This window comes from Streptomyces netropsis (assembly GCF_014203545.1).
Lineage (GTDB): Bacteria > Actinomycetota > Actinomycetes > Streptomycetales > Streptomycetaceae > Streptomyces > Streptomyces netropsis.
The window spans coordinates 64,557-91,182 of sequence record NZ_JACHJG010000007.1; the positions used below are offsets into that span (position 1 = coordinate 64,557).

21 protein-coding genes and 1 tRNA gene are annotated in these 26,626 nt (G+C 73.3%); 11 read left to right on the top strand and 11 right to left on the bottom strand.

Going from position 1 to position 26,626, the window contains the following annotated elements:
• Positions 1–20 precede the first annotated feature (20 nt).
• The 5 genes from FHS38_RS17780 to FHS38_RS17800 all read left to right on the top strand — a co-directional run bounded on the left by FHS38_RS17780 (position 21) and on the right by FHS38_RS17800 (position 4,037).
• Positions 21–1,016 (top strand): ABC transporter ATP-binding protein, encoded by a 996-nt coding sequence (locus FHS38_RS17780; protein ID WP_184734553.1) that lies wholly within the window; start codon positions 21–23, stop codon positions 1,014–1,016.
• A complete protein-coding gene (locus tag FHS38_RS17785; RefSeq protein ID WP_184734554.1) occupies positions 1,013–1,771 on the top strand; it encodes an ABC transporter permease in 759 nt (252 codons plus the stop codon). The genes FHS38_RS17780 and FHS38_RS17785 overlap by 4 nt, the downstream gene beginning before the upstream one ends.
• A 41-nt stretch (positions 1,772–1,812) precedes the next feature.
• Positions 1,813–3,303: a sensor histidine kinase gene (locus FHS38_RS17790; RefSeq protein WP_229822703.1), complete on the top strand. Its 1,491-nt coding sequence runs from the start codon at positions 1,813–1,815 to the stop codon at positions 3,301–3,303.
• Complete coding sequence (locus tag FHS38_RS17795) at positions 3,300–3,932, top strand: response regulator transcription factor (protein WP_184734556.1); 633 nt, start codon at positions 3,300–3,302, stop codon at positions 3,930–3,932. The genes FHS38_RS17790 and FHS38_RS17795 overlap by 4 nt, the downstream gene beginning before the upstream one ends.
• Positions 3,933–3,964: 32 nt before the next feature.
• A tRNA-Gly gene (locus FHS38_RS17800) sits at positions 3,965–4,037 on the top strand.
• Positions 4,038–4,188: 151 nt separating this feature from the next.
• Here the strand turns inward: FHS38_RS17800 and FHS38_RS17805 are convergent.
• Positions 4,189–5,589: a sensor histidine kinase gene (locus FHS38_RS17805; protein ID WP_184734557.1), complete on the bottom strand. Its 1,401-nt coding sequence runs from the start codon at positions 5,587–5,589 to the stop codon at positions 4,189–4,191.
• Complete coding sequence (locus FHS38_RS17810; RefSeq protein WP_184734558.1) at positions 5,586–6,284, bottom strand: response regulator transcription factor; 699 nt, start codon at positions 6,282–6,284, stop codon at positions 5,586–5,588. The genes FHS38_RS17805 and FHS38_RS17810 overlap by 4 nt, the downstream gene beginning before the upstream one ends.
• Before the next feature lie 116 nt (positions 6,285–6,400).
• Here FHS38_RS17810 and FHS38_RS17815 point away from each other — a divergent pair, with 116 nt between their 5' ends.
• Together FHS38_RS17815 and FHS38_RS17820 are read left to right on the top strand one after the other, a co-directional pair.
• The gene (locus FHS38_RS17815; protein ID WP_184734559.1) at positions 6,401–7,540 is read left to right on the top strand and encodes a UDP-N-acetylglucosamine--N-acetylmuramyl-(pentapeptide) pyrophosphoryl-undecaprenol N-acetylglucosamine transferase; all 1,140 of its coding nucleotides are present in this window, start codon (positions 6,401–6,403) and stop codon (positions 7,538–7,540) included.
• Positions 7,541–7,606: 66 nt separating this feature from the next.
• Positions 7,607–8,605 carry an SDR family NAD(P)-dependent oxidoreductase gene (locus FHS38_RS17820; protein WP_184734560.1) on the top strand — a complete coding sequence of 333 codons (999 nt, stop codon included), beginning with the start codon at positions 7,607–7,609 and terminating at the stop codon, positions 8,603–8,605.
• A gap of 78 nt (positions 8,606–8,683) precedes the next feature.
• Here the strand turns inward: FHS38_RS17820 and FHS38_RS17825 are convergent, their stop codons facing one another.
• The 4 genes from FHS38_RS17825 to purD all read right to left on the bottom strand — a co-directional run bounded on the left by FHS38_RS17825 (position 8,684) and on the right by purD (position 14,636).
• Entirely contained in the window at positions 8,684–9,583 is a 900-nt protein-coding gene (locus FHS38_RS17825; protein WP_184734561.1) for a phosphoribosylaminoimidazolesuccinocarboxamide synthase, read from the bottom strand.
• A 68-nt stretch (positions 9,584–9,651) separates the two neighbouring features.
• Positions 9,652–11,130: a N,N-dimethylformamidase beta subunit family domain-containing protein gene (locus FHS38_RS17830; protein ID WP_184734562.1), complete on the bottom strand. Its 1,479-nt coding sequence runs from the start codon at positions 11,128–11,130 to the stop codon at positions 9,652–9,654.
• 258 nt (positions 11,131–11,388) lie between these two features.
• A complete protein-coding gene (locus FHS38_RS17835; protein WP_184734563.1) occupies positions 11,389–13,035 on the bottom strand; it encodes a hypothetical protein in 1,647 nt (548 codons plus the stop codon).
• Positions 13,036–13,376: 341 nt separating this feature from the next.
• On the bottom strand, positions 13,377–14,636 hold the full coding sequence (gene purD, locus FHS38_RS17840; RefSeq protein WP_184734564.1) for a phosphoribosylamine--glycine ligase: 1,260 nt from the start codon (positions 14,634–14,636) through the stop codon (positions 13,377–13,379).
• 515 nt (positions 14,637–15,151) lie between these two features.
• Between purD and FHS38_RS17845 the strand changes: the two genes are divergently transcribed.
• On the top strand, positions 15,152–15,883 hold the full coding sequence (locus FHS38_RS17845) for an SLATT domain-containing protein (RefSeq protein ID WP_229822681.1): 732 nt from the start codon (positions 15,152–15,154) through the stop codon (positions 15,881–15,883).
• Positions 15,884–15,990: 107 nt separating this feature from the next.
• Here FHS38_RS17845 and FHS38_RS17850 read toward each other — a convergent pair whose 3' ends face one another.
• The 4 genes from FHS38_RS17850 to FHS38_RS17865 all read right to left on the bottom strand — a co-directional run bounded on the left by FHS38_RS17850 (position 15,991) and on the right by FHS38_RS17865 (position 21,654).
• Complete coding sequence (locus FHS38_RS17850; RefSeq protein WP_184734565.1) at positions 15,991–16,641, bottom strand: putative DNA-mimic protein; 651 nt, start codon at positions 16,639–16,641, stop codon at positions 15,991–15,993.
• 150 nt (positions 16,642–16,791) lie between these two features.
• Complete coding sequence (locus FHS38_RS17855; RefSeq protein WP_184734566.1) at positions 16,792–19,296, bottom strand: dolichyl-phosphate beta-glucosyltransferase; 2,505 nt, start codon at positions 19,294–19,296, stop codon at positions 16,792–16,794.
• Between the two features lie 183 nt (positions 19,297–19,479).
• Positions 19,480–20,151, bottom strand: coding sequence for a GntR family transcriptional regulator (locus tag FHS38_RS17860; protein WP_184734567.1), 672 nt, complete (start codon positions 20,149–20,151; stop codon positions 19,480–19,482).
• 147 nt (positions 20,152–20,298) lie between these two features.
• Positions 20,299–21,654 (bottom strand): aspartate aminotransferase family protein, encoded by a 1,356-nt coding sequence (locus FHS38_RS17865; protein WP_229822680.1) that lies wholly within the window; start codon positions 21,652–21,654, stop codon positions 20,299–20,301.
• 380 nt (positions 21,655–22,034) lie between these two features.
• Between FHS38_RS17865 and FHS38_RS17870 the strand changes: the two genes are divergently transcribed.
• Both FHS38_RS17870 and FHS38_RS17875 read left to right on the top strand, forming a co-directional pair.
• On the top strand, positions 22,035–22,238 hold the full coding sequence (locus FHS38_RS17870; protein ID WP_184734569.1) for a cold-shock protein: 204 nt from the start codon (positions 22,035–22,037) through the stop codon (positions 22,236–22,238).
• Positions 22,239–22,411: 173 nt separating this feature from the next.
• Positions 22,412–24,112 (top strand): serine/threonine-protein kinase, encoded by a 1,701-nt coding sequence (locus FHS38_RS17875; RefSeq protein ID WP_184734570.1) that lies wholly within the window; start codon positions 22,412–22,414, stop codon positions 24,110–24,112.
• Positions 24,113–24,188: 76 nt separating this feature from the next.
• Here FHS38_RS17875 and FHS38_RS17880 read toward each other — a convergent pair whose 3' ends face one another.
• Positions 24,189–25,475, bottom strand: coding sequence for an adenylosuccinate synthase (locus FHS38_RS17880; protein WP_130878736.1), 1,287 nt, complete (start codon positions 25,473–25,475; stop codon positions 24,189–24,191).
• Positions 25,476–25,650: 175 nt separating this feature from the next.
• Here FHS38_RS17880 and FHS38_RS17885 point away from each other — a divergent pair, with 175 nt between their 5' ends.
• Entirely contained in the window at positions 25,651–26,622 is a 972-nt protein-coding gene (locus tag FHS38_RS17885) for a diacylglycerol kinase family protein (RefSeq protein WP_373301841.1), read from the top strand.
• Positions 26,623–26,626: the final 4 nt, after the last annotated feature.

Consider the following 26,626-nt stretch of genomic DNA (forward strand, 5'->3'; position numbering starts at 1 on the left):
TCCGCCGGGAGCCTTGGAGCATGGACATCGGGGACAGTGTGATCGACGTCACCGGGCTGCGGCGCCGGTACGGGCCTGCCGGGGGCAAGGGGTTCGAGGCGGTGCGGGACGTCTCCTTCACCGTGGGGCGGGGCGAGTTGTTCGCGCTGCTGGGGACGAACGGCGCGGGCAAGACCTCCACGGTCGAGTTGCTGGAGGGGCTCGCGCGGCCGACCGGCGGCCGGGTGCGGGTGCTGGGCCACGATCCGTACGCGGAGCGCCGCGTGGTGCGGCCCCGGGTCGGGATGATGCTCCAGGAGGGCGGCTTCCCCTCCGATCTGACGGCGGCCGAGACGGTACGGATGTGGGCCGGCTGCACCACGGGGGCGCGGCCCGTCGACGAGGCGCTCGGCCTGGTCAAGCTCGCGAAGCGGCGGGACGTGCGCGTCAAACAGCTCTCCGGTGGTGAACGGCGCCGCCTGGACCTCGCGCTCGCGTTGATCGGCCGGCCCGAGGTGCTCTTCCTCGACGAGCCGACGACCGGACTCGACCCCGAGGCCCGGCACGACACCTGGGAGCTGGTGCGCCGGCTGCGCGCCGACGGCACGACGGTGCTGCTGACCACGCACTATCTGGAGGAGGCCGAAGCCTTGGCCGACCGCCTCGCGATCATGCGCGAGGGGCAGGTCGTGGTCACGGGCTCGCCGGGCGAGGTCATCGGCGCGTACCCGGCGCGGATCCGCTTCGCGATGCCGCCGGGCTGGTTCGTCGGGGATCTGCCGCCGCTGGGCGAGCTCGGGGTGCTCCGGCACGAGGAGACCGACGGGCGGATCGAGCTCCAGACCCACGAGTTGCAGCGGACCCTGACCGGACTGCTGGTGTGGGCGCGGGACAAGGGCCTGGAACTGGACGGGCTGGACGCGCGGACCGCCTCGCTGGAGGAGGCGTTCCTGGCGATAGCGGGCGCGGGTGCGCCGACCGGGGCCTCCGAGACTTCCGGGGCCGTCGGTACGAACACGGGGCGGGGCGAGCGATGACGACGACACGGATGCTGGCGATGGGGCGGGCGGAACTGCTCCTGCTCAGCCGGAACAAGATGGCGCTGTACGTCGCGCTGCTGCTGCCCGCCTTCATGGCGTGGGCGATGCGCAACGGCATCAGCAAGATCGACCCCGAGGACGCGGGGATGTCGGTCAACGAGATCGCGCTGACCGGGGCCTTCGGCTACATCCTCCTCTTCGTCGTCTACCAGAACCTGGTGAGCTCGCTGGTGGCCCGCCGCGAGGAACTGGTCCTCAAGCGCTTGCGCACCGGCGAGGCCAGTGACGTGGAGATCCTCGCCGGGACCGCGCTGCCCTCGGTGGCCGTGGCGCTGGCCCAGTGCGTCGTGCTGCTGGTGGCGGGCATCGCCTGGCTGGACCTGCGGGCGGTCACCCGGCCCGATCTGCTGCTGGCCGGGCTGGTGCTGGGGCTGGCCATGTCCATCGCTCTGGCCGCCGTCACCACGGTGATCGCGAAGACGGTGGAGAGCGCGCAGTTGGTGACCACTCCCCTCATGGTGGTCTCGCTGATGGGCTCGGGGCTGGTCGTACCGGTGGAGATCTTCCCCGACACCGTCGCCGAGGTGTGCCGGCTGCTGCCGCTGACGCCGGTGGTCGAGCTGATGCGCGGCGGCTGGCTCGGCGGGATGGACGCGGGCGAGGCCCTGCGGTCGCTGGCCACCGCCTTGGCCTGGACGGCGCTGGCCGTGTTTGCTGTACGACGGTGGTTCCGCTGGGAACCGCGGCGGTAACGGCGGGGCCGATGGACGCGACGGGGGGCGGACGCGTGGGAATGCGGACGCGGGTGTGGGGCTGGCGGAGCCGGAGCGGGGTCGCCCGGGTCGACAGCTACACGCGCTGGACGGTGTACCTGACGCCCTGGTTGCTGCTCGGCCTGGACGTCCCCGTGGTGCTCGGGAGCGGCGGGAAGACGGCTCTCGACTGGACGCTGATCACCCTCGGGACCGCGCAGTGCGTCCTGAACCCCGGTCTGGCCGGGCGGGCCATCGACCACCGCCTGGGCCGGGGGCCCGCGCCCTGGCGGCGGCTGGCCTGCGCCGGTGCGCTGTTCCTGGCCACGGTGGGGGTGGTCGTGGCCCAGGTCACGATGCACGGATCCGGCCGGATACCGATGGCCCTGTGGATCCTGATGGGCAGCGCACTGTCCGTCCTCGGCTCGTACAGCCTGCTGACCCGGCTCGGCCCGTACACGGCGGTCTGTCTGGGCGCCGGGGCGGCGCTGGGGGTGGCCACGACCCTGGCCTCGGGCCGGTGGGAGTTCCTGCCGACGGCCCTGGTGACGGCGGTCTTCCTCGGCCTGTGGAGCGTCTCCGTCGTACGCACCTCGGCCTGGGTGCTCGTCGTGATGTGGGAGCTGGACGCGGCGCGGGGCGCGCAGGCGCGGCTGGCGGTCGCGGAGGAACGGCTGCGGTTCGGGCGGGACATGCACGACGTGCTCGGCCGCAATCTCGCGGTGATCGCGCTGAAGAGCGAGCTGGCGGTGCGGCTCGCCGGGCGTGGTTCGCCGGCCGCCCTCGACGAGATGACCGAGGTCCAGCGGATCGCGCAGGAGTCCCAGCGGGAGGTGCGGGACGTGGTCCGCGGCTACCGCGGGGCCGATCTGCACACCGAACTGGCGGGCGCCCGGAGCGTGCTGGCCGCCGCGGGCATCGACTGCCGTATCGACGACAAGGCCGGCGAGGAACTGCCGCCCGCCGCGCAGTCGGCGCTGGCCTGGGTGGTCCGCGAGGCCACGACCAATGTGCTGCGCCACGCGGACGCCGGGCGCTGTGCCGTACGGATGCGGGTGGTGGAGGGAGTGGCGGTGCTCGTGATGGAGAACGACGGTGTGCCGTCCGGGCCGGACGGCCCCGACGGCGGCTCGGGCCTCGCGGGCCTGCGCGAGCGCCTCGCCGACCTCGGCGGAACGATCGCGGCGGAACGCCGCCCGCCCGCCGCGTTCCGTCTGACGGCACGGGTTCCGCTGGCGCGTGCGGGGGGCTTGCCGCCTGCGGAATCCCTGTCGACGCCGCTGCGCGGGGCGACCGCCGGGACGGTGTCGGCGGATGCCGACGGCGAGCCGGCTCCTGCCGGGCGCGAGGCGACCGGCGGCGCCGCCGCGGAGTCGGCACCGCCCGGCCCCCGGACCGCGTCGGCCGGAGCCGTCAGCGGCGTCGGCTGCGAGGGGCCGTCTCCCGTCGGCCACGTCCCGACGGACGTCGGCTGCCCCGTTGAGCCCGCCGACGCCAGTGGGAGCACCGTGACCAGCGAGGACGTGGCATGAGGGGACAGACACCCGGCGGGCAGCCGATACGCGTCATGCTCGCCGACGACGAGCACCTCATCCGTGGTGCGCTCGTCGCGCTGCTCGGGCTGGAGGACGATCTCCAGGTGGTCGCGGAGGCCGCCTCGGGGACGGAGGCGCTCGCCATGGCGCGGGCGCACCGGCCGGACGTCGCGGTGCTCGATCTTCAAATGCCAGGGGTCGACGGCGTGACGGTCGCCACATCCCTGCGGACCGAACTGCCCCTGTGCCGGAGCATGATCGTGACCGGGCACGGTCGTCCCGGGCATCTGAAGCGGGCACTCGAAGCGGGGGTGCGGGGGTTCGTGCCGAAGACCGTCTCGGCACAGCGGCTCGCCGAGATCATCCGTACCGTGCACGGCGGAAGCCGCTACGTGGACCCGGAGTTGGCGGCCGACGCGATCAGCGCGGGGGACTCGCCGCTGACCGCGCGGGAGGCGGAACTGCTGGAGCTCGCGGAGGACGGCGCGCCCATCGCGGAGATCGCGGAGCGGGCGGCGCTGACGCCGGGAACGGTCCGCAACTACCTCTCGGCCGCCGCCGCGAAGCTGGGTGCGGAGAACCGTCACGCGGCGGCGCGCATCGCACGCGCTCAAGGTTGGCTATAGTGGTCTCCGCACCGCACGAAAGCGCGGGGCATGCGGACGTAGCTCAGTTGGTAGAGCACCACCTTGCCAAGGTGGATGTCGCGAGTTCGAGTCTCGTCGTCCGCTCCGATACGAAGGCCCCGGTCATCTTTGACCGGGGCCTTCGGCGTTTTTGCTGGGGTCTGCCTCCGGCTGGGGTCTGTCTCCGGCTGCGGGCCGTCTGTGCCGCCTGCGGCGGTGAGCGCCCTGCGGGCGCGTCCTCAATCGCCGGACGGGCTCATGCATGAGCCCGTCCGGCCACCGGGAAGCTCAGGCGGAAGCGGGCGCCGCCGCCCTCGGCCTGTTCGGCGGTCAGCTCGGCGCCGTGGGCGCGGGCGATCTGGCGGGCCATGGCGAGGCCCAGGCCGGAGCCGGGCAGGGCGCGGGCCTGGCGGGAACGGTAGAAACGGTCGAAGACGTAGGGCAGGTCCTCGGCGGAGATGCCGCGGCCGTGGTCGCGGACGGTCAGGTCGAGGGCCCGGTCCGTCACCGCGAGGCGCACCTCGACCGTGGCGCCGGGCGGGCTGAACTTGGCGGCGTTGTCGAGCAGGTTGGACATCAGCCGGGCCAGGCGGGCGGGCACGCCCGGAACGGTCGCCGGGCCCAGGTCGGCCGTGAAGAACGTGTTCGGCCAGTGGCCCCGCGCGTCGGCCACGCAGCGCTCGGCCAGCGCGTCCAGCCGGACCTGTTCCACCAGCTGCTGCGGCTCCTCGTCGCGGGCCAGCTCGATGAGGTCGTTGACCATGCCCGTCACCTCGCGCAGCTGACGGCCCAGCGCGGTCGCGGCCCGGTCGCGCTGGGCGTCGGAGAGCCGGTCGGCGCGGGCGAGCAGCTCGGCGTTGGTGCGCAGCGCGGTGAGCGGGGTGCGCAGTTCGTGGGAGGCGTCGGCGACCAGGCGGCGCTGGGCGGCGACGGCTTCCTCCAGCTCGCCGAGCATGGTGTTGAAGCTGGTCGCGAGGCGGGTGATCTCGTCCTGGCGGCGTGCCTCGTACGGGGGCAGCTCGATGCGGTGCGCGGGGTCGCGGGTGGCGGCGATGTGCTCGGCGGTGGCGGTGAGGCGGGTCACGGGGCGCAGGGACGTACGGGAGGCGAAGTAGCCGAGCCCGGCCGCGAGGAGGACGCCCACGCCGCCGACCGCGCCGAGCAGCAGCCCCGCCTGTTCGACGCCCTGGTCGACGGTGTCGGAGCGGATCGCCACCTGGAGGGCGCGGTTGTTCCTGGCCGGGGTGGTGAGCATCCGCATCGGGCGCCCGTCGTGGGTGATGTCGCTGTAGTACGCGCCGAGGGTGCCCGCGGCGACGCGGCGGGTGGCGCCGGTGACGGGCAGCACCAGGGCCCGGTCGCCGCGCGGGACCGGAGCCGCCGGGTCGGCGCCGACGAGCTGGGCGCAGGCGGGGGCGACGAGCCAGGTGCACTCCCCGAGAAGGGTGCCGGTGTCGTGGGCGCGGCCCTGCTGGACGATGAGGGCGGCCTGCTGTTTGAGCTGGAGGTCGAGCTGGCGGCCGAGTTCGTAGCGGATGACGACGTAGGCGGCGGCCAGCACGCCGAGCGCGACGAGGGCGACGGCGGCGGAGGTGACGAGGGCCAGCCGGGCGCGCAGCGGGCGGCGGCCGAACAGCCGTCGGCGCAGGGACCTCATCGCTCCGCCAGCCGGTAGCCGATGCCGTGCACGGTGTGGACGAGACGGGGCGCGCCCTCCGCCTCCAGTTTGCGGCGCAGATAGCCGATGTAGACGGCCAGGGAGTTGGAGTCGGGCCCGAAGTCGGTGCCCCAGACCCGCTCCTGGATCACCTCGCGGGGCAGCACCTGCCCGGGGTGCAGCAGGAACACCTCCAGCAGGGCGAATTCGGTGCGGGTGAACTCCAGGGGGACGTCGCCGCGGACGCCGGTGCGGGTGGCCGGGTCGACGCGGAGGTCGGCGAAGGTCAGCTCGGGGTGGTCGGCGGCGGCCTCCACGGGGGCGGCGCGGCGCAGCAGGGCCCGCAGCCGGGCGAGGAGTTCGTCGAGGGCGAAGGGTTTGACGAGGTAGTCGTCGGCGCCTGCGTCGAGGCCCGCGACCCGGTCGGAGACCGCGTCGCGGGCGGTGAGGACGAGGACGGGCGTCCGGTCGCCGAGGTCGCGCAGCCGGCGGCAGACGGCGAGGCCGTCGAGGACGGGCATGGCGAGGTCGAGGACGATCGCGGCGGGCGGGGCGGCGGCGACGGCGGAGAGGGCTTCGAGGCCGTCGGCGGCGGAGCGCACGGTGTATCCCTCGACGCTGAGGCCGTCGACGACGGCAGCCCGTACGTCGGGGTCGTCGTCCACGACGAGTACGGCCGGGGCGGCATCGGGCATTCGAAGGGCCTCTCGCGCGGATGATCAGGGTGGGACGATCGGTGTCCGGTTTTCTTCGCACACCTTGGCAGAGCGAGTCTTAAAGCGCTCTTAGAGCGCCTCGCCACGCTGCCGACATGGCTACAGCACACGACACCCTTTCGGTGGTCGTCGGAGCGGGCGGTACCGGCGGCCACATCTATCCCGGGCTGGCGGTCGCGGACGCGGTGCGCAGAGCCGTGCCGGACGCGGTCGTCAGCTTCATCGGGACCGAGCGCGGCCTGGAGACCCGGCTGATACCCGAGGCGGGCTACCGGCTGCACACCGTCGACATGATCCCCTTCGACCGTTCCCTCGGCTCGCGCCGCTTCCTGCTCCCCGCCGATCTGCTGCGCTCCGGCGCACAGGCGCGGCGGGTGATCGAGGAGCAGGGCGCGCAGGTCGTCATCGGCATGGGCGGCTATCCGAGCGCGCCCGCCGTGCTCGGCGCCCGGCTGGCCCGGCGGCCCGCGCTCGTCCACGAGTCCAACGCCGTACCGGGCCGGGCGAACCGGTTCGCGAGCACGCTCACCCCGCACGTGGCGCTCGCCTTCGACCGCAGCCGCGAGCATCTGTCGGCCCGGTCCGGGGCGCGTGCCGAGACGGTGGGGATGCCGCTGGTGGGTGCGGTGGCCGGGCTGGAGCGATCGGCACTGCGGGCGGCCGCGCGGCGGTCGTACGGGGTGCCGGAGGATGCCCGGCTGGTGCTGTTCAACGGCGGCAGCCTGGGCGCGGCCCGGCTGACGGAGGCGGCGCTGGGCCTGGCCCGGCGGTGGCGCGCACGGCCGGACGTCCATCTGCTGATCAAGACCGGTCCGAAGCCGCTGGCGGAGGTCCAGGACCGGCTGGCGGCCGAGGGCTGCGGGCGGGTGGCGACGGCGGTCGGCTATCTGGACCGGATGGACCTCGCGTACGCGGCCGCCGACCTGGTGGTGTGCCGGGCGGGTTCGGCGACCGTGGCGGAGCTGGCGAGCCTCCGGATGCCGGCGGTGCTGGTGCCGTATCCGCATGCGCCGCACGACCACCAGACGCACAACGCGCGGGTCCTGTCCGACCCGGGCGCGGGCCTGCTGCTGCCCGACGGCGAGACGACCGGCGGCCGGCTGGCGGAGCTGATCGAACCGCTGCTGGCCGACCCGGCCCGGCTGGCCGCGATGAGCGCGGCGGCCGACCCGGGCACGCACGCGATCGCCGCCGACCTGATGGCGGCCTGGGTGCTGCGACTCGCGGGCCGCTGACGGCCGTTCGACGTCGCCCCCCTTTTCACGGCTTTCACGCCCTCCCCTTTTCGAGAGGAACCTCCCATGCGCACGAACAACTGGCACGGCCGTACCGTCCTGGTCACCGGTGCCGAAGGCTTCATCGGGTCGACCCTGGTCGATCTGCTGGTCGAGCGCGGCGCCCGGGTGCGCGTGCTCGTGCACTACAAGCCGTACGCCGAGCGCGGCCACCTCGCCCGCTACCTCGGCCCGGACTCCCCCGTGGAGACGCTGGCCGGTGACGTGCGCGACGCGGGCCGGGTCATGGACGCGGTCGCCGGGTGCGACACCGTCTTCCATCTGGCGGCCCTGATCGGCATTCCGTACAGCTATGCGTCGCCCGAGGCGTACGTGCAGACCAATGTGGCGGGTACGGAGAACGTGGCCGCCGCCTGCCGCCGCCACGGTGTGCGGCGCATGGTGCACACCTCGACCAGCGAGGTGTACGGGACGGCCCTGACGGCTCCGATCAGCGAGGACCATCCGCTGCAGCCGCAGTCGCCGTACTCCGCGTCGAAGATCGGCGCGGACATGCTGGCGCTGTCCTACGCGCACTCCTTCGACCTGCCGGTGACGGTCGTGCGGCCCTTCAACACCTACGGGCCCCGGCAGTCCGCGCGTGCCGTGATCCCCACGATCCTCGCCCAGCTGCACTCCGGCGCGGCGGAGATCCGGCTCGGGTCGACGACGCCGACCCGTGACTTCACGTATGTGACCGACACCGCCGAGGGGTTCCTGGCGCTCGCGGAGTGCGACCGGGCGGTGGGGCACGCGGTCAACCTCGGCACGGGCCGCGAGATCTCCGTCGGGGACCTCGCGGAGTCGCTGATCCGGGCGTCGGGGCGGGACGCGAAGGTCGTCGTGGACCCCGACCGGCTCCGGCCCGCCGGCAGCGAGGTGGAGCGGTTGCTGTCGGACAACTCCCGGGCGCGGGAGTGGGCCGGGTGGCGGCCGGAGGTCTCCCTGGAGGAGGGGCTGGCCCGCACGTCGGACTGGGTCCGGGAGAACCTGCGGCTGTTCGCCGCGGATCGGTACCAGGTCTGAGCGCTGCCCCTGCCGGGGCCAGGTGTCCTCAAATGGCCGGACGGGCTCGAAAACTGCCCGTCCGGCCGGCAGGGACAGTTATCCCCAGCTCATTCCCGTCAGGCGTTCGTAGGCCTCCACGTATTTCGCCCGCGTCCGCTCCACGATGTCCTGCGGCAGCTCCGGCGGAGGCAGTTCGCCCTTGCGGTCCCAGCCGGAGGCGGGGGACGACAGCCAGTTGCGGACGAACTGCTTGTCGAAGGACGCCTGCGGGCGGCCCGGCTGCCACTCGTCGGCGGGCCAGAAGCGGGACGAGTCCGGGGTCAGCACCTCGTCGGCGAGGACCAGCTCGCCGTCCGCGAAGCCGAACTCGAACTTCGTGTCGGCCAGGACGATGCCCCGGTCGCGGGCGATGTCGCGGGCCCGGCCGTAGACGGCGAGGGTGGTCTGGCGGAGCTGGGCGGCGGTCTCCGCGCCCACCTGCCGGGCCACTTCCTCGTAGCTGACGTTCTCGTCGTGCTCGCCGACGGCGGCCTTCGTGGCCGGGGTGAAGATCGGGGACGGCAGCTCGGAGGCGTCGACCAGGCCCTCGGGGAGCGCCAGGCCGCAGACCGTACGGGTCTGCTCGTACTCCGCGAGGCCCGAGCCGGTCAGATAGCCGCGGGCCACGCACTCGACCGGGACCATCTCCAGGGAGCGGCAGACCAGGGTGCGCCCGGCCCAGTCGGCGGGGGCGCCGGCGGGCGGCTCGGCGGACAGGACGTGGTGCGGGACGAGGTCGGCGAGCCGGTCGAACCACCACAGGGACAGCTGCGTGAGGATCCGGCCCTTGTCCGGGATCTCGGAGGGCAGCACCCAGTCGTAGGCGGACATCCGGTCGGTGGCGACCATGACCAGATCGCCGTTCTCATCGCGGTAGAGGTCGCGGACCTTGCCCGTGTGCACGTGCACGAGACCCGGTACCTCGACCGGTTCGGGCTTCTCTACGAATCCGGACACGCGTCCTCCTGGTGGTTTGTCCAAGCACCACGATTCTGCCGTACGTCGCGGCCGGCGGCCGGTGGGGGTCAGTCGCGCTTGCAGATGCGGTCCAGGAGATTGGCCGTGGCCCGCTGGATCCGGCCGTCCACATGGCCCGGCCGGTCCAGGGCCGGGGACCAGGCGAAGGTGCCGGCCGCGAAGACCAGGGCGCCGCTGGGGGCGCGGTAGAGGGAAGTCTCCTGATGCCGCTTCGTGCCCTCGGCGTCCGCGTACGGGGAGTGCGAGAGCAGGATGCGGCGCGTGTGCTCGGGCAGGGCCGTCCGGGGGTAGTAGCGGTCGGCCTCGCCCGCGACGAGGCCGGGCAGTTCGTCGCCCTCGCCCGCGCCCGTGGCGTCCCACAGCCAGTGGTCGGCGTTGCGGACGACCATCGGGGCGGGCTCGGGCACCCGGCCCGCGTACTGGATGCCCAGCAGCTGCTGCTCGGGCGGGCCGACGTCGCGCCACCGCGCGGCCCGGCCGGGGCCGCGGCGTTTTCGGCAGGTCAGCAGCCGGTCCGGGCCCGCCGGCGAGGGGGCCAGCTCGGACTGCCAGTACATGGTGTTGGCGGAGAGGAACACCAGTGAGGTGCCGGTGTCGCGGGCCAGCTCGGCGGCGCCGCGCATGGCCGGCGTCCAGTACTCGTCGTGGCCGGGGAAGACGAGGCCGCGGTAGCGGGAGGGGTCGACCCGGCCCGCGTGCAGATCGCGGGTGTCGGCGTAGGCGAGGTCGTAGCCGTAGCGCTCGGCCCAGCGGATGAAGTCGTAGGCGTGGCCCACGTGGAGCGGCAGGCCCGCGCCGGCGAAGGGGCGGTCGAAGGAGACGGTGGTCGCCGCGTCGTTCTCGCCCAGCAGCCGGCCCTCCTCGTCCCAGGCGTGGTAGAGGCTCGCGCCGGTGCGCCCGTCCTCGGGATAGAGGTTGTAGGCCTGCCAGGTGATGTCCGGGAGGACGAGCAGCAGGTCGGCGGGGTGGTTGTCGCGCACGGTGAAGGGGATGTGGCTGCGGTAGCCGTCGGCGGTGGTCAGCACCGCCACGTACGCGCCGAGGCTCCAGTACGTGGGGATCTGGAGCCGCCAGGACAGCCACCAGTGGTGGCAGGAGACCGTGCGGTCGACGGTCAGCGGGGGCGGCTGGACGATGCCCGACAGCCGGGGGCTGGTGGTGATCTTCGAGGCGCCGTCGCCCGCGTAGTGGCCGATCCGGTAGACGTCCACGCCGAACTGCTGCGGCGGATCGACGGTGATGCGGAAGTCCAGCGCCTCGCCCGGGGCGACCGCGCTGGTGGAGGTGAAGCCCTTGATCTGGCGCCGGACGTCGTCGGCGCTGCGCGGGCCCGCGTGCCGGGGCGTGGGAACCCGGCCGCCGGCCGGGGCCGACACCGGGTCCACGTACCACGGGACGATCCGGCCGGTGCCGTCGAAGTAGAACTCGCCGCCGCGCAGCCAGGGCAGCGGGCCCTGGCCGAAGGGGTCCGAGACGCCGTGCGCGAGTGCCCCGGACTCCCAGCGGTGGATCTGGTCCATCCCCATGTGCGCTCCCTCCCCTACGCCCCCGACGCGTACCAGGTCGTCGCTGTCCGGTTCGTCGCCGCCCGGCACGTACTCGGGCCCGGCCGGTCGGGATCTCCGTACGGCCGGTCAGCTCCACGCGGACGGTTGCCCCGGGCAGCGAACCCAGCACATCACATAACGCGCCCGGCTCGTCACTGGTCGTCGTGAAATTCCCCGGAAAGCGCCGGGCCGAACACTCACGCAGGGTCACGGTGGGTGGCTCCGAGGGAGCCCGCGTCACACCAGGCGGACGGGCTTCTCGGGGCGGACCCCGACCTCTCCGAGCCAGGCGCGCAGGGGCTCGCCGTCGCCGTCCTCGATCAGGCTCAGGACGGAATGGGCCAGGTCGGCGCGGCGCACCCCGCCGACGAGCAGGGCGGGGCCGTCCAGCCAGTCCAGGCCGGGGAGGGCACCCGCGGTGTCCACGGCGGCGCAGCACACCATGGCCGTCACGTGGTCGGTGAGCAGCTCTCTGCCGCTGCGTGGTGGTTGCAGCGGGAACAACGGCGCGAGGCCGTCGACCCAGGGGTCGCCCGTGGCGGTGAACGCGCCCCTGTCGCCGGCGCCCTCCTCCCGGGCCGCCTCGCGGGCCACTTCGGCGCTGAGGCGGGCCTCCAGCTGCTCGCCGGTCCCGGCGCGGGCGGGGCCGGCCAGCCGGTCGAGGACGCGGGCCACCGTGGGGGCGGCGGCGGGGCCGGGCCGGACGCCCGGCACGGCGCCGGGGATGTCGTCGAGGACGCGGTGCAGCCGGGCGGCCTCCAGCCGCCAGGTGCGGTCCACGACCTCCTCCGGGTACTGGCTCCAGGCGACCGGCGACCAGTCGGGGCCGGTCTCGGGCGGGCCGCCGTGGAAGAGGCGGGCGGCCAGCAGGGAGGCGGCCTCGTCGATGACGCCGGGCTCCTCCAGCAGATCGCAGGCGGGCCGCTCGCCCAGCCGGGAGGTGAAGCCCTCCGCGAGGCGGTCGCGGCGGGAGAGCTCGGTGAGCGCGGAGACCACGCCCGCGTCGAGCCGGGAGGGCCAGCGGCCCATCCGCCAGGCGGGCAGGGCCACGCGGTTGAGCAGCCGGTCCCAGCCGGCGTAGGCGAGGCCGACCTGCTCCTGGGCGACGATGCGCAGACCGTAGTCGACGGTCTGGGAGCGCTCGGAGGCGGCGGCGGCCACGCCGCGCTCCATCTCGGCGGCGTGGTCCCGGCAGGAGCGCAGCAGCGACCGGGCGGCCCAGCCGACGAAAGCGAGGGCCGGGCGGGCCGCGGCGACCGCCACGGCGGCGTCCAGCCCCCGCACGAAGCGGCGGGCCGCGGCTATGTCGGGGTTGGCGGAGGGGCCCGTGCCCGCGACGACGGGCGCGAGCAGGGCGCGCAGCTCGGCGACGCGCATCCACCACAGGAACGGCGAGCCGATCACCAGGACGGGCGTGGCGCCGGAGCGCCGCCGGGTGACCGGCCGCTCGCGCGGCGGTTCGTGGGCGGGGTGGGTGCGGTCCTCGAGCCAGCTGTCGCAGTCCGGGGTCAGGGCTATCGCGGAGGGGGCGGGGACGTCGAGCCGCTCGGCGAGGTCACGGACCAGGCGGTAGAGGTCGGGGGCCGTCTCCTCCGGGATGGGGACGGTGGGGCTGAGGGCGGGGCGGGCCCGGACGACCACGGCGGTGACGAGCGCGGCCAGCAGCAGCACCAGGGCCGCGGCGCCGGTCACCGACCAGCGGGCCGTGTCCCAGCCGCCCCCGTCCGGGATGCGGCCCATGGCGGTGCCCGACAGCAGCACGACGGCGGCCGCCGCGGGCAGCAGGGCGACGGCCAGCGCGGTGCTGCGGATGCGCAGCACCGCGAGGGCTCGGGCGCGCGCGGCTTGCGCGCCTGCTTCGGGACCTGCCACGAGACCGTTCACCCCCTTGCTTCCCTTGGTGTGTGCTGCCGAGGAGTGCGACAGCGGGCCCAACGCCCTTCCGCGTTGCCTACCCCCACTGTGGCACCGGGTGCTGACATCGCAATGCCGGTGGGCCAGTTGCCGGACGTGCGGCAGCTTGCTTGCGCCGCACCCTAGTTGGGGGCGCCGCGCACGTCAGCCGGTTGGGCAAGTGGTCACTCGATGGAATGGCTTTGGGTAAAGCCGCCCCCGAAGCGCACATCCGTACGGACGGGTAACGACATCGGGGGTCCCCCGCCGAGGCGGGGGACCCCCGATGTCATGACGAATCGGTCAGTCCGGCTGAATCGGCCAGTCCGGGATCAGGCGGAAGCGGCCTTCGCCGCGATGTCGGTGCGGTGGTGCGAACCGTCCAGCCGGATCCGCGAGACCGCCTCGTACGCGCGCTCGCGGGCGGTGGCCAGGTCGGCACCGGTCGCGGTCACGGACAGCACCCGGCCGCCGGCGCTGACCACGTGGCCGTCGGCGTCGAGCGCGGTGCCCGCGTGGAGCACGTACGCCTTCTCCGCCCCCTTCTCGGGGTCCGCCGCCTCGGGCAGGCCCTCGATGACGTCGCCCGTGCGCGGGGTGCCCGGGTAGTTGTGGGAGGCGATGACGACGGTGACGGCGGCGCCGTCGCTCCAGCGCAGCGGCGGCTCGGCGGCCAGGTTGCCGGTGGAGGCGTTGAGCAGGACGCTCGCCAGCGGCGTCTTGAGGCGGGCGAGGACGACCTGCGTCTCGGGGTCGCCGAAGCGCGCGTTGAACTCGATGACCCTTACGCCGCGCGAGGTGATCGCGAGCCCGGCGTAGAGCAGCCCGGAGAAGGGCGTGCCCCGGCGGCGCAGCTCGTCGACGGTGGGCCGCAGCACGGTCTCCATGACCTCGTCGACCAGCTTCGGGTCGGCCCACGGGAGCGGGGAGTAGGCGCCCATGCCGCCGGTGTTCGGGCCTTCGTCGCCGTCGAGCGCCCGCTTGAAGTCCTGGGCGGGCGACAGCGGCAGGACCGTCTCGCCGTCGGTGATGGCGAAGAGGGAGACCTCGGGGCCGTCGAGGAACTCCTCGATGACCACCCTTTCGCACGCCAGGGCGTGCTCGCGGGCCACGGCGAGATCGCTGGTGACGACGACGCCCTTGCCGGCGGCGAGGCCGTCGTCCTTGACGACGTACGGGGCACCGAACGCGTCGAGGGCCTCGTCGATCTCGGCGGGCGTGGTGCAGACGTAGGCGCGGGCCGTGGGGACCCCCGCGGCGGCCATGACGTCCTTGGCGAACGCCTTGGACCCCTCCAACTGCGCGGCCTGCGCGGACGGGCCGAAGGCGGGGATGCCGCGCTCGCGGACGGCGTCGGCGACGCCCGCGACGAGCGGGGCCTCCGGGCCGACGACGACGAGGTCCGCGCGCAGCGAGGCGGCGAGCTCCGCGACGGCCGCGCCGTCGAGGGCGTCCACCGCGTGCAACTCGGCGACCTCGGCGATCCCGGCGTTGCCGGGGGCGCAGTGCAGCGCGGTGACGTCGGGATCGAGGGAGAGTGAGCGGCACAGGGCGTGTTCGCGGGCGCCGCCGCCGATGACGAGGACCTTCACACCGGTCACCCTATTGCCTAGCCGGACGATCACTGGCGGCGCGGTCCGCTTGGACGGCGCGTCCGGCACTTCTTCGGCTGCGAGCCGTCTTCACCGCCTGCGGCGGCGGGCGCCTCTCGCCTGGCCGGCGGATCCTCGACTACAGGCCCGTCTTACCGCCTGCGGCGGCGGGCGCCCTGCGGGCGCGTCCTCAATCGCCGGACGGGCTGCAAATGCAGCCCGTCCGGCGATTGAGGACACAGCACAGCAGCCCGTCCGGCGATTGAGGACACCGCCGCGCAGCGGAGGTGCAACCCGGCACGGCCGACCCGGCGTAACCCGACGTAAGTCGACTTGGCGCTAGGTCGCTGTCACGACAGCGCACGGCATGCACTCTTTCGGGTGAGTGCCGCGAGTGCCCTATACCGGATTCCGCTGCACCTTCGGCCGGAAAAGCCTGGATCTTGCCCCCAAGGCCAACCGTTCGGCGGTAGGAAGGGGGTTGCGACCACGCAGCGGCGAGAGGGAGTGCACGGGTGAGCCAGCCGGAGATGCAGCCCGAGGGACCCCCTCGAGAGCACGGCGGGAGGGACCGGGGCGATCTCAGAGGCCGGACCTTCCCGCTCGGCAACTGGGGGGAACCCGCGGAGCGGCTCGATGAGCTGTACCGGTGGGTGGAGGACGGCGCGCTGTATCTGGCCGACTGGTATCTGGCCGACCGTGCCTGGAAGCGCCGTTGGGCCCGGGGGCTTCGGGTCGGTGCCGCCTTGTGCGCGGTGGTGGGTGCCGCCCTGCCGCTGCTGGAGCTGACGAAGGTGGTGCGGACCGGTTCCGCCTGGGGCTTCCTGGCGCTGCTCGGCGCCGCGGCCTGTGTCGCCTGCGACCGCTATTTCGGGCTGACGACGGGCTGGATGCGGGCGGTGGCCACGGCTCAGGCGGTGCAGCGCAGGCTGGAGGCGTTGCAGTTCGACTGGGCGTCGGAGTGCGTGCGCGAGGTGCTCGGCCCGACCGAGGGCACGGCCAGTGAGGCCGCCGAGCGGTGTCTGAGCGTGCTGCGACGCTTCTCCGAGGACGTCTCGGAGCTGGTGCGGGCGGAGACCGCGGACTGGATGGTGGAGTTCCGTGCCGGGCCGGCACCGCTGCTGACGCAGTCGCTGGTGTCCTGGGGCCCGCGGTCGGAGGGCGGCGCCACGGTCACCCGCTTCCCGATGCCTCCGGGCAGCCGCCCGAACATGCCCCGCCAGCGCCCGCCGGAGTCACCCCGGTAGCGGTCCGGCACCGCGCCCGGCAATCGACCGCGCGTGTCCGGCCGTCGTGGGAATCCGGCCGGAAACGCGCGGTCCGCCGGCTGAACGGGCCGTCCCGCGCGGCCGGTTCAGCTGAAGACGATCATCGATCCCTGGCCCAGGCTCCGCGTCGCCGCGGCGTGCAGCCCGAGCCAGACGTGCCGCTCGCGTGCGAAGGGGCTGTCGTCGTGCGGGCCCGGTGCGGCGGGCTCCTCCAGCCCCGTGGGACGGTCCGGCGCGGCGGGCGCGGCGGGCGGGTTGGCGGGGTCTATGCCCAGGACCGGTGCCACGGAGTGGAGTTCGCGCAGCAGTCCGTGGCTGGAGCCCAAGGGCCCGCCGCCTTCGAGGAGTTCGTCGTTGGACAGCGGGTGGGCGAAGTCCACGGGCACGTACGCCCCCGCGTGGTCGTAGTGCCAGACCAGGTGCGACTGCTGGGCCGTGGTCTCGAACATCTCCAGCAACTGCTCGTAGTCGCCGCCGAGTTCGTCGACGGGGGTGACGGCGAGGCCGCACAGGTTCAGCAGATGGGCGCGGCGCAGGAAGTGCAGCGCGTCGTAGTCGAAGCCCGCGACCGGGGCCACGTCCCCGGACAGGCCCGGCATGTAGCCGAAGACGGGCACCGGCGGCAGCCCGGCCTCGCCGAGCGCCTTGTCGTACGCGGCGATCTCCTCGGCGAAGGGGTTGTCGGGGCTGTGGCACAGCACATCGACGAGGGGGACAAGCCAGAGGTCACAGGCCACGTGAACTCACTCTCGTTCGCGTTGATGCGATGGTCGGGCCAGAGTAGTGCCGCTCAGCCGTCTGTCACACAGTCCGGGAGACAACGATCCGCCGTCTCCCGGACTTCGTCCGGCCGTCCGCCACGCGTCACGGGTCCATGACCCCGCGGCTCACCCGCCGTCGTGCACGTCCCACACCCAGGTGTCGCCGATCCGCTTCGGCTCCTTTCCGGTCAGCCGCGTCACGGCCGTGCGCAACGGCAGCACGTTGTCCTGCGGGGCGAGGACCAGGGCGTCCGCGCGCCAGAAGGCCAGGTCGTTCCGGAAGTCGCGGCGCTCCCGGTCGCCGAGCGCCGGGACCTTGCCGGTCTCGCGGATCTTGCGGAGCAGTTCGCCGGAGGCGCGCGGCTCGGGTCCGTAGATGCCGATGCGGTCCGGGCCCCAGGGGCCGTTGAAGTAGCCGCCGGGGAAGGCGAAGCCGAGGTCGGCTTCCACCTGCCAGTGCAGGGCGGTGGTGTCGGCGGGGCTCGGCACGGGGACGGGCACCAGCGAGTGGCCGGGGCGTACGTACTCGCGCCAGGTGCCGTCGGCGAGGAACGCGGGGGTCGGGGCGCGCTCGACCGTCCGGTACGGGGTGGGCAGCAGCGGCAGCAGCGCCACCGCGAGGGCCGCCCAGCCGAGCAGCCGGTGCGAGGTCTCGCGCTCGCTGCGCCGCCGGGTGACGGCCAGCCGGTCGCAGCCGAGGGCGAGCAGGATGCCGACGGCGGGCACGGCGACCATCGCCACCCGGGACTCGATGACCGACTCGAAGAGCGGCAGCTGGGCCAGGACCCGCCAGGGGCCGGGCAGCGTCCGGTCGGTGCCGAGCAGCGGGATGTTCTGGCCGAGCGAGAGGACGGCGGCGCCCAGCGCGGTCCAGCCCAGGGCGAGCACCCGCGGCTGGTTGCGCAGGTGGACGACGAGGGCGACGGTGAGGGCGACGAGGGGCCAGCCGAAGAACGCGTTCTCCTCGGTCCGGTTCAGCGACAGCGACGCGGCCACCTTCTCGTCGCCGGCCATCGAGCGCGTGGCGAATTCCAGCAGCGCCATCGGATGGTTGCCGACCTGTCCGTGCAGCACGCTGTGGTAGCTCTGCGTACCGAAGAACTGCCAGCTCAGCGGGTAGATCAGCAGGGGCACACAGACGAGGGCGGCGATCCCGAGGCCGCGCAGCAGGGGCCTGGCGACGGCCTTCGCCACGTCCGGGGAGGCGATGGCGTAGGCAACGGCGAAGAGCACGAGGCCGCACACGGCCAGCAGCAGCGCCTCCTCGCCGAGGAAGACCTGGTAGGTGAGGAACAGTCCGAGGATCACCGCGTCCCGCGTGATGCGTGTGCCCTCGCACAGCCGCAGCAGCCGGTCGATGATCAGCGGGAACATGAAGAAGACGATGAAGTTGGGGTGCGCGTTGCCGTGCGAGATCATCGGCGGCGCGAAGGCGCAGAAGGCCCCGCCGAGCGCGGCCGCCCAGCGGGAGCGCACGAAGCGCTTGGCGATCAGCCAGTACCAGGCGATGGCGGTCGCGGCGAGCCCGCCGGTCAGCACGATCGCCCAGGTCACGTGCGCGCCGAAGGCCAGGGTGACGGGCGCGAGGGGGGCGGAGAGGCCCAGCATGGTGGTGTTCGCCATGAGGTTCACACCGAGGGGGAAGTTCTGCAGGTCGGTGAAGAAGGGGTTGTGGAGGTTCGCCACGTTGTCGGCGGTGACGGCGAAGAACCACTCCCACTGCGTCTGGTCCGAGCCGGAGTCCGCCAGATAGCCGCTGCCGAGGTTGCCCCACAGCCCGCCGTAGAGCACGAAGGCGAAGAAGAGGTAGAGCGCGGGGACGATGATCTGCACCGGGCGGACCGAGCGCCAGCGCAGCCGTACGAGGTCGGCGAGGACGGTCGGGTAGGCGAGCGGCCGGACCTTGGAGCCGGGCTGGTGCGCCCAGCGGACGGGGACCTCGGCGACCGGCCAGCCCCGCTCGTGGAAGTGGCGCAGGATCTCGACGTCGTAGCTCCAGCCGTCCAGGCGGGAGCGGGTGAAGGCGGCCCGGACCTTGTCGCCGTCGAAGAGCTTGAAGCCGCACTGGGTGTCCCGTATGCCGGGCACCGCGGTGGCCCGTATCAGCCGGGCGCCCGCCCCGCCGAGGAGTTCGCGCAGCGCATGCTGGCGCACGGCGATCTTGGACCCGGGCAGCGCGCGGGAGCCCACGGCGGCGGTGGCGCCCTCGTCGAGGCGGTGCTGGAGAAGGCTCAGGTCCTCGATGGGGGTGGCCAGATCGGCGTCGGTGACCAGGACGCGGCGCCCGCGCGAGGCGAGCACGCCGGTGCGTACGGCGTGGCCCTTGCCGCGGTTGGCGGGGGTGCGCAGGAGGCGGATGCGCGCCTCGGTGGCCGCGGCCTTCTCGATGACCTCCGCGGTGGCGTCCGTCGAGCCGTCGTCGACGACGATCAGTTCCCAGCGGGTGCGGCGGCCGGGCCCGGTGGTCAGGCTGTCGAGGTGGGTGCGGATCGCCTCCAGGCTGGGGGCGAGTCTGGCTTCCTCGTTGTACGCCGGGACGATCACCGACAGGTCGACGGGCGGGGCGCCGGTCGGCTGGGCCGGGATGGCGGAGGTGCCGGACCGTGTGACGGACGGCGTGACGGACGGCATACGCGCGGACCCATCCGGGGGCGCGTCCTGGGGGCCGGATTCCGTGGGGCCGGACGCGTCCGACGGCTGAGTCTTTGACATCGCGAGACCTGCCCTCAGACGGTTGCGGGGTGCAAGTTCGGCGTTATCTTCATTCCGGATCCCGTTCCGTTTGTGGCTGGTCTCGATCGAGCGCCTTCGACCTTATTCGGTCAGTCGCTCGATCAGGCTCAGGGAATGATCGTTGTACGCCGCTATGAGGCGCTGGGCCTCCACCACGTCCCGGTCGGTGACGGCCGCCACCAACTCGCCGTGGCCCTGCCACAGCCGGCCGCGCAGCTCGGGCAGCCGGCGCAGCAGCGGCACCGTGAAGATCCAGCCCTGCACCCGGACCCGGTCCAGGAAGTCCGAGATGTAGGGGTTGCCGACGAGGCAGCACAGCTCTCGCCAGAACCTCAGGTCGTAGCCGATGAGGATGTCGAGGTCCCCGGCCGCGGCGGCCCGCCCGGCCTCCTCCGCCCGGCGCCGCACCGAGGCCAGCGCCTCGGGCGTCGCGGAATCCACCGCCTGCTGGGCGGAGTGCCGGAAGATGCCCTCGATGATCAGCGTGCGCGCCTCGATCATGTCGCGGAAGTCGGCGTACGTGAACTCGCGCACCCGGTAGCCCCGGTGCAGCTCCACGTCGAGCAGCCCCTGCGAGCAGAGGTCGAGCAGCGCCTCGCGGACCGGGGTCGCCGAGACGCCGTACTGCTCGGCTATCTCCTTGACGGTGAACTGCCGGCCGGCCGGGAGCCGGCCCGCGATCACCTCGTCGCGCAGGGCGTCGGCGATCTGTGAGCGCAGCGTCGTCCGTTTGACAGCATCGCTGCCGGGCATCGTGTCCGTTTCCCCTTCCCTGACCGCGCGCCCGCGTGCGAACGGCCCTCGCAACAAGATAGGCGAGGGCCGTCGCGGAACGTACGAATGTGCGCGCGGGAAGGACGAACGGTACACACCGGTGACCATCGGGATCAGACGGCGTCCTCAGACTGTGTGGGAATCAGCCACCGTGAGCGCCTCGTCCAGGATTGCGAGTCCTTCCCGTGCCTCGGCCTCGGTGAGGGTGCACGGCGGGACGACATGGGTGCGGTTCATGTTCACGAACGGCCACAGGCCCGACTTCTTGCAGGCCGCAGCGAAGGCGTTCATGGGGGCCGCCGCCTCGCCCGCCGCGTTGTAGGGCACGAGCGGTTCCCGGGTGGTGCGGTCCTTGACCAGCTCCAGCGCCCAGAAGACGCCCATGCCGCGCACCTCGCCGACGCTGGGATGACGCTCGGCGAGGGCGCGCAGCCCGGGGCCGAGGACGTGCTCCCCGAGGTGGGCCGCGTGCTCCACGATGCCCTCCTCGGCCATGGCCTCGATCGTGGCGACGGCGGAGGCGCAGGCGAGCGGGTGGCCGGAGTAGGTGAGGCCGCCGGGGTAGGGGCGGCGGTCGAAGGTGGCGGCGATCTCGGCGGAGATCGCGACCCCGCCGAGCGGGACGTAGCCGGAGTTGACGCCCTTGGCGAAGGTCAGCAGGTCGGGGGTGACGCCCCAGTGGTCGGCGGCGAACCAGCGGCCCGTGCGCCCGAAGCCCGCCATGACCTCGTCCAGGATGAAGACGATGCCGTGGCGGTCGCAGAGCTCCCGCACGCCCGCGAGGTAGCCGGCGGGCGGCACGAGGATGCCGGCGGTGCCGACGACGCTCTCCAGGATGATCGCCGCGATGGTCTGCGGGCCCTCGAAGACGATGGTGTCCTCGAGGTGCGCGAGGGCCCGCGCGCACTCCTCCTCCTCGCTCGTCGCGTGGAACGGCGAGCGGTAGAGGTACGGGCCCCAGAAGTGCACGACGCCCGCCGAGGCCGTGTCGGACGGCCAGCGGCGCGGGTCCCCGGTCAGATTGATCGCCGCGGCGGTCGCCCCGTGGTACGAGCGGTAGGCGCTCAGCAGTTTGGGGCGGCCGGTGTGCAGGCGGGCCATCCGGACGGCGTTCTCGACCGCCTCGGCGCCGCCGTTGGTGAAGAAGATCTTGTCGAGGTCGCCGGGGGTGCGCCCGGCGACGAGTCGCGCGGCCTCGGACCGTACGTCCACGGCGAAGCCGGGCGCGATCGTGCACAGCCGGCCCGCCTGCTCCTGGACCGCGGCGACGACCTTGGGGTGCTGGTGGCCGATGTTGGTGTTGACGAGCTGGGAGGAGAAGTCGAGGTAGCGGTTTCCGTCGTAGTCCCAGAAGTACGCGCCCTCGGCCCCGGCCACGGCCGGCGGGTCGATGAGGCCCTGCGCGGACCAGGAGTGGAAGACGTGCGCGCGGTCGGCGGCCTTGACCGCGGCGCCGGCGGAGGGGTCGGGGAGAGTGCTCACGCTGATTGCCTCACAGGGTGGGGACGCGGGGGCCGCCAGCGTAGAAAGCCCGGCACGGCGGCGGATACCGGCACTGTGTAGGGCTCTCGCGCCGCCCGTGGACATACTGCCGGGTTGTGGACACCGGCCGTTCGGCACGGGTTCACCGGCTCGCCGCGACGCCCGAGAATTGCTCATACGGAAATCCCCTGTGACGGCCGGGGGCGTGCTACGGTCCTTTGCAGTTGCAGTTTTGGTACCCATATAACGTGTGCGCCTGACGGTCTGTGACCTCAGGCGCTCTGTTGTTTACGGCCATAGGCCCGGACGGGGACATCAACGCGACACGGAATTGCGCACCGTGCGGAATTCCGGCACCGGGATCTATTGAGGAGATCGTCGTGGCTAACGGCACCGTGAAGTGGTTCAACTCGGAAAAGGGCTTCGGCTTCATCGAGCAGGAGGGTGGCGGCCCGGACGTGTTCGCCCACTACTCGAACATCGCCACCCAGGGCTTCCGTGAGCTGCAGGAGGGCCAGAAGGTCTCCTTCGACGTCACGCAGGGCCAGAAGGGCCCGCAGGCGGAGAACATCATTCCCGCCTGATCCCAGGCGAGACCGGGGCCGGGGCCCGCACTTTCACGGTGCGGGCCCCGGCTCTTTGGTGTCCGGCTATTCTCCCGCGAGGGCTGCGTGCGGCAGTCTCGAAGCAAGGGCCTCGGCAGGGCGCCCCGGACGACACCGGGGGGTCATCGGGGGAACCGGGGGAAGGCGACCTCATGGACAGTCTGCAGCCAGAAGATCCACACAGTCTCGGCGCGTACCGGCTGCTCGGCCGGCTGGGCGCGGGCGGCATGGGCCGGGTCTACCTGGCCCGCTCGGACCGGGGCCGTACGGTCGCGGTCAAGCTGGTCCAGCGGGAGCTGGCCGGCCAGGAGGAGTTCCGCAGGCGCTTCCGCCAGGAGGTGCAGTCGGCGCGGCGGGTCGGCGGCGAGTGGACCGCGCCGGTGCTCGACGCGGACACCGAGGCGGACATCCCGTGGGTCGCCACCGGCTACATCGCCGGACCGTCCCTGCGGCAGGTCGTCGACCGCGACTACGGGCCGCTGCCCGAGCGGTCCGTCCGCATCCTCGGCGCGGGGCTCGCGCGGGCCCTCCAGGCCGTCCACGCCGCCGGCATCGTCCACCGCGACCTCAAGCCGTCGAACGTCCTGATCACCCTGGACGGTCCGCGCGTCATCGACTTCGGCATCGCCCGCGCCCTGGAGACGGTCACCGACGGCGGCCTCACCCGCACCGGCGCGGCTGTGGGCTCGCCCGGCTTCATGTCGCCCGAGCAGGTGCGCGGCGCCAAGGTCACGGCCGCGAGCGACGTCTTCTGCCTCGGCGCGGTGCTGGCCTACGCCGCGACCGGCCGGATGCCCTTCGGCACGGCGGACAGCGGCGTCCACGCCCTGCTCTACCGCATCGCGCAGGAGGAGCCGGACCTCACCGGGGTGCCGGAGCCGCTGCGGCCCCTGATAGCCGCCTTCCTCGCCAAGGACCCCGCCGACCGCCCCACGCCCGAGCAGGCCCTGGAGCGTACCGGCGTGCAGGACCTGCTGACGGATCTGCGCTCGGCGGAACCCTGGCTGCCCGGCGGCCTCGTCGCCCAGCTGGGGCGGCACGCGGTACGGCTGCTCGACGTCGAGGACCCCGCCGCCGCCAACCCCCTGACCCAGGTGGACCCGCGCCCCGCCGGGCGTCCGGTGGACCTGCCGACCGTGACCGCCGGACCGGCCGCGCAGCCGCTGCCCCCGGCCGTCCCCGTCCCGGCCGTCCACGGCCACCCGGGCCCGTACGGCCCCGGCCCGTACGACTCCGGGGTGTACGCCACGCCGCCCGCGCCCGAACGGCGCCGGTCCATGGCGCCCTTCGTGCTGGCGGCGGTGGTGACCGCCGGGCTGCTCGCGGGCGGCGGGACCGTGTACCTGCTGAACCGGGAGACGAACGACGAGGGACGCAGCGGCCCCGGCCCGGTCACCTCGCCGACCACGACGCCCGGCTCCTCGACCTCCGGGCCCTCGGCCTCCGCCGGTCCCTCGACACCCAGCCCGGCCAAGGCCACCCCCGCCTCCGGTCCGGTCCCCCAGGCGTTCATCGGCACCTGGGAGTCCGACTTCCAGACGGCCGGCGGCGCCAACACCCGCCGGATCGTCCTGCGGCAGGGGCCCGTCGGCACGACGGTGGCCGACATCAGCGGCCACGGCACGAACGAATACGGCACCGTCTACCGCTGCGCCTGGGTCGCCGACCTGAGCGCGGCCGCGGCCGCCGACGGCCCGCTGCGGCTCGGCCCGTCCCGGGTCACCGTCGCCGAGCCCACCACCTCCTGCCAGCCGGGCGAGGCCACCGAGCTGACCCTGCTCCCGGACGGCAGTCTGCGCCGGATGTTCATCGGCACGGACAAGGAGCCGCTGGTCTACACGAAGCGGAGCTGACGGAAAACGCGAAGCGCCCCGGTGGCGGACCACCGGGGCGCTGTCACAGCGAACGCCGTGCCTTACGAGCCGTGCCTCACGAGAGGAACGAGTTGATCTCGATCGTCTCGGTACGGCCCGGGCCGACGCCGATCGCGGAGATCGGCGCGCCGGACATCTCCTCCAGCGCCTTCACGTAGGCCTGCGCGTTCTTCGGCAGGTCGGCGAAGGTCTTGGCCTTGGTGATGTCCTCGGACCAGCCCGGCAGCATTTCGTAGATCGGCTTCGCGTGGTGGAAGTCGCTCTGGCTGTAGGGCAGCTCCTCGACGCGCTTGCCGTCGATCTCGTACGCGACGCAGACCGGGATCTGCTCCCAGCCCGTCAGCACGTCGAGCTTGGTGAGGAAGAAGTCCGTCAGGCCGTTGACGCGGGTCGCGTAGCGGGCGATGACCGCGTCGAACCAGCCGCAGCGGCGGTCACGGCCGGTGGTCACACCGCGCTCGCCACCGATGGTCCGCAGCGCCTCGCCGTCCTTGTCGAACAGCTCGGTCGGGAACGGGCCGGCGCCGACGCGCGTGGTGTACGCCTTGAGGATGCCGATCACGCGGCTGATCTTCGTGGGGCCGACACCGGCACCCGTGCAGGCGCCGCCCGCGGTCGGGTTCGACGAGGTCACGAAGGGGTACGTGCCGTGGTCGACGTCGAGCAGCGTGCCCTGGCCGCCCTCGAAGAGGACGACCTTGCCTTCGTCGATGGCGTTGTTGAGGATCAGCGTCGTGTCGGCCACGTACGGCTTGATCTGCTCGGCGTAGGTGAGCAGCTCCTCGACGATCGCGCCGGCCTCGATGGCCCGGCGGTTGTAGAGCTTCGCGAGGATCTGGTTCTTGAAGTCGAGGGCAGCCTCGACCTTCTGGGTCAGGATCGACTCGTCGTAGAGGTCCTGGACCCGGATGCCGACGCGGTTGATCTTGTCCGCGTAGGTCGGGCCGATACCGCGGCCCGTGGTGCCGATCTTCCGCGAGCCGAGGAAGCGTTCCGTCACCTTGTCGACGGTCGTGTGGTACGGCGTGATCAGATGCGCGTTACCGCTGAGCAGCAGCTTGGACGTGTCCACGCCGCGCTCGTTGAGTCCGCTCAGCTCGGAGAGCAGGACCGCCGGGTCGACGACGACGCCGTTGCCGATCACCGGGGTACACCCCGGCGAGAGGATTCCGGAGGGGAGGAGATGCAGCGCGTATTTCTGGTCGCCGACGACGACCGTGTGGCCGGCGTTGTTGCCACCTTGGTAGCGCACCACATAGTCCACGGATCCACCGAGGAGGTCGGTGGCCTTTCCCTTGCCCTCGTCACCCCACTGAGCACCGAGCAGCACAAGTGCGGGCACAGGCGTACACCCCTTCCGGGCGGGGCATGTCCAACGTGCGTGGTGGCGTAATCCCGCCTTGTGCGGGGGTGCACCATCGCTAGAGCCGTCGAACCGGTGCCCCGGATAGACGAAGCCCCTGGCGCAACAGCGACAGGGGCTCTTGCACCGAGAGATTACCTGAGGAAGGACCGAGGTGTCGGCTCCAGACCCGACCGGGCAGCCTCTGCTCGTGATCATCGACCCGGTCGCACGGCGCGCGGACGGCGAATCCGTGCGGATCGCGAGGGATGTCCTGTGTGCCGGAGCCGTGGCGAAAATTTGTCTCACGGACGGCCCCGGGGACCTTTCCAGAGCCCTGTCCCGACGTGGCCGGCGCCCGGTCGTGATCGGCGACGACCGCGCGCTGCTGCGTGTCGTGGGCCTGCTGCACCGGCGGCGGGAGCTGGCCGGATCCGCGCTGTCGGTGGTCCCGGTCGGCGCGCCGCACACGGTCGCGCTGGCCCACGCGCTCGGCGTGCCGCGCGGGCCCGTGGCGGCCGCCCGGGCGGTGCTGGACGGTACGCCCCGGCCGCTGGACCTGCTGGTCGACGACAGCGACGGGGTGGTGCTGGGCGAGGTGTGCGTGCCGGACGGGTACGTACCCGGAGCCTCCCCGTACGCGCCCGGGGAGGCCGGGGACGGGCCGGCTGCGGGTACGGGCCCGCAGCACCCGGACGGCGGGCCGGAGGGGCGGGGCGGGCTGGGCCGGCCCGACGGTCCCGGCGAGCCGGTCGTGACCCGGCGGCAGGCCCTGACGGCGGGCGGGCACCAGAGCTGGTGGTCCCCCGCCGCCCGGACCGCCCGTACGGCCCTGGCGCTGCTCACGGGCCCCGCGGCGCGCCATCCGCTGCCGTCCTGCACCCGGCTGCGGGTGGAGGCGGACGGGGTGCTGCTGGCGGATCTGGACCGGCCCGTCGAGCGGGTGCGGGTGTCGGTCGTGGACGGCCTCGCCGAGGTCGTGGTCCACCACCCCTCCTCGGCCCGCCCGGTGCGGGCCCGGGCCCGGGCGGTCACGGTCTCCGGGCCCGACTTCCGCTACCGCGCCGACGACGTGGGCCAGGGCCCGGTCCGCAGCCGCACCTGGACGGCCCTGCCGGGGGCGTGGCGGCTGACGCTGCCGCGCTGAGGCG

What these genes read in the sequence shown, in the direction of transcription:
- FHS38_RS17780 (WP_184734553.1), top strand. Translation starts at nt 21, where the DNA reads ATGGACATCGGGGACAGTGTGATCGACGTCACCGGGCTGCGGCGCCGG.
- FHS38_RS17785 (WP_184734554.1), top strand. Translation starts at nt 1,013, where the DNA reads ATGACGACGACACGGATGCTGGCGATGGGGCGGGCGGAACTGCTCCTG.
- FHS38_RS17790 (WP_229822703.1), top strand. Translation starts at nt 1,813, where the DNA reads ATGCGGACGCGGGTGTGGGGCTGGCGGAGCCGGAGCGGGGTCGCCCGG.
- FHS38_RS17795 (WP_184734556.1), top strand. Translation starts at nt 3,300, where the DNA reads ATGAGGGGACAGACACCCGGCGGGCAGCCGATACGCGTCATGCTCGCC.
- FHS38_RS17805 (WP_184734557.1), bottom strand. Translation starts at nt 5,589, where the DNA reads ATGAGGTCCCTGCGCCGACGGCTGTTCGGCCGCCGCCCGCTGCGCGCC.
- FHS38_RS17810 (WP_184734558.1), bottom strand. Translation starts at nt 6,284, where the DNA reads ATGCCCGATGCCGCCCCGGCCGTACTCGTCGTGGACGACGACCCCGAC.
- FHS38_RS17815 (WP_184734559.1), top strand. Translation starts at nt 6,401, where the DNA reads ATGGCTACAGCACACGACACCCTTTCGGTGGTCGTCGGAGCGGGCGGT.
- FHS38_RS17820 (WP_184734560.1), top strand. Translation starts at nt 7,607, where the DNA reads ATGCGCACGAACAACTGGCACGGCCGTACCGTCCTGGTCACCGGTGCC.
- FHS38_RS17830 (WP_184734562.1), bottom strand. Translation starts at nt 11,130, where the DNA reads ATGGGGATGGACCAGATCCACCGCTGGGAGTCCGGGGCACTCGCGCAC.
- FHS38_RS17855 (WP_184734566.1), bottom strand. Translation starts at nt 19,296, where the DNA reads ATGCCGTCCGTCACGCCGTCCGTCACACGGTCCGGCACCTCCGCCATC.
- FHS38_RS17860 (WP_184734567.1), bottom strand. Translation starts at nt 20,151, where the DNA reads ATGCCCGGCAGCGATGCTGTCAAACGGACGACGCTGCGCTCACAGATC.
- FHS38_RS17875 (WP_184734570.1), top strand. Translation starts at nt 22,412, where the DNA reads ATGGACAGTCTGCAGCCAGAAGATCCACACAGTCTCGGCGCGTACCGG.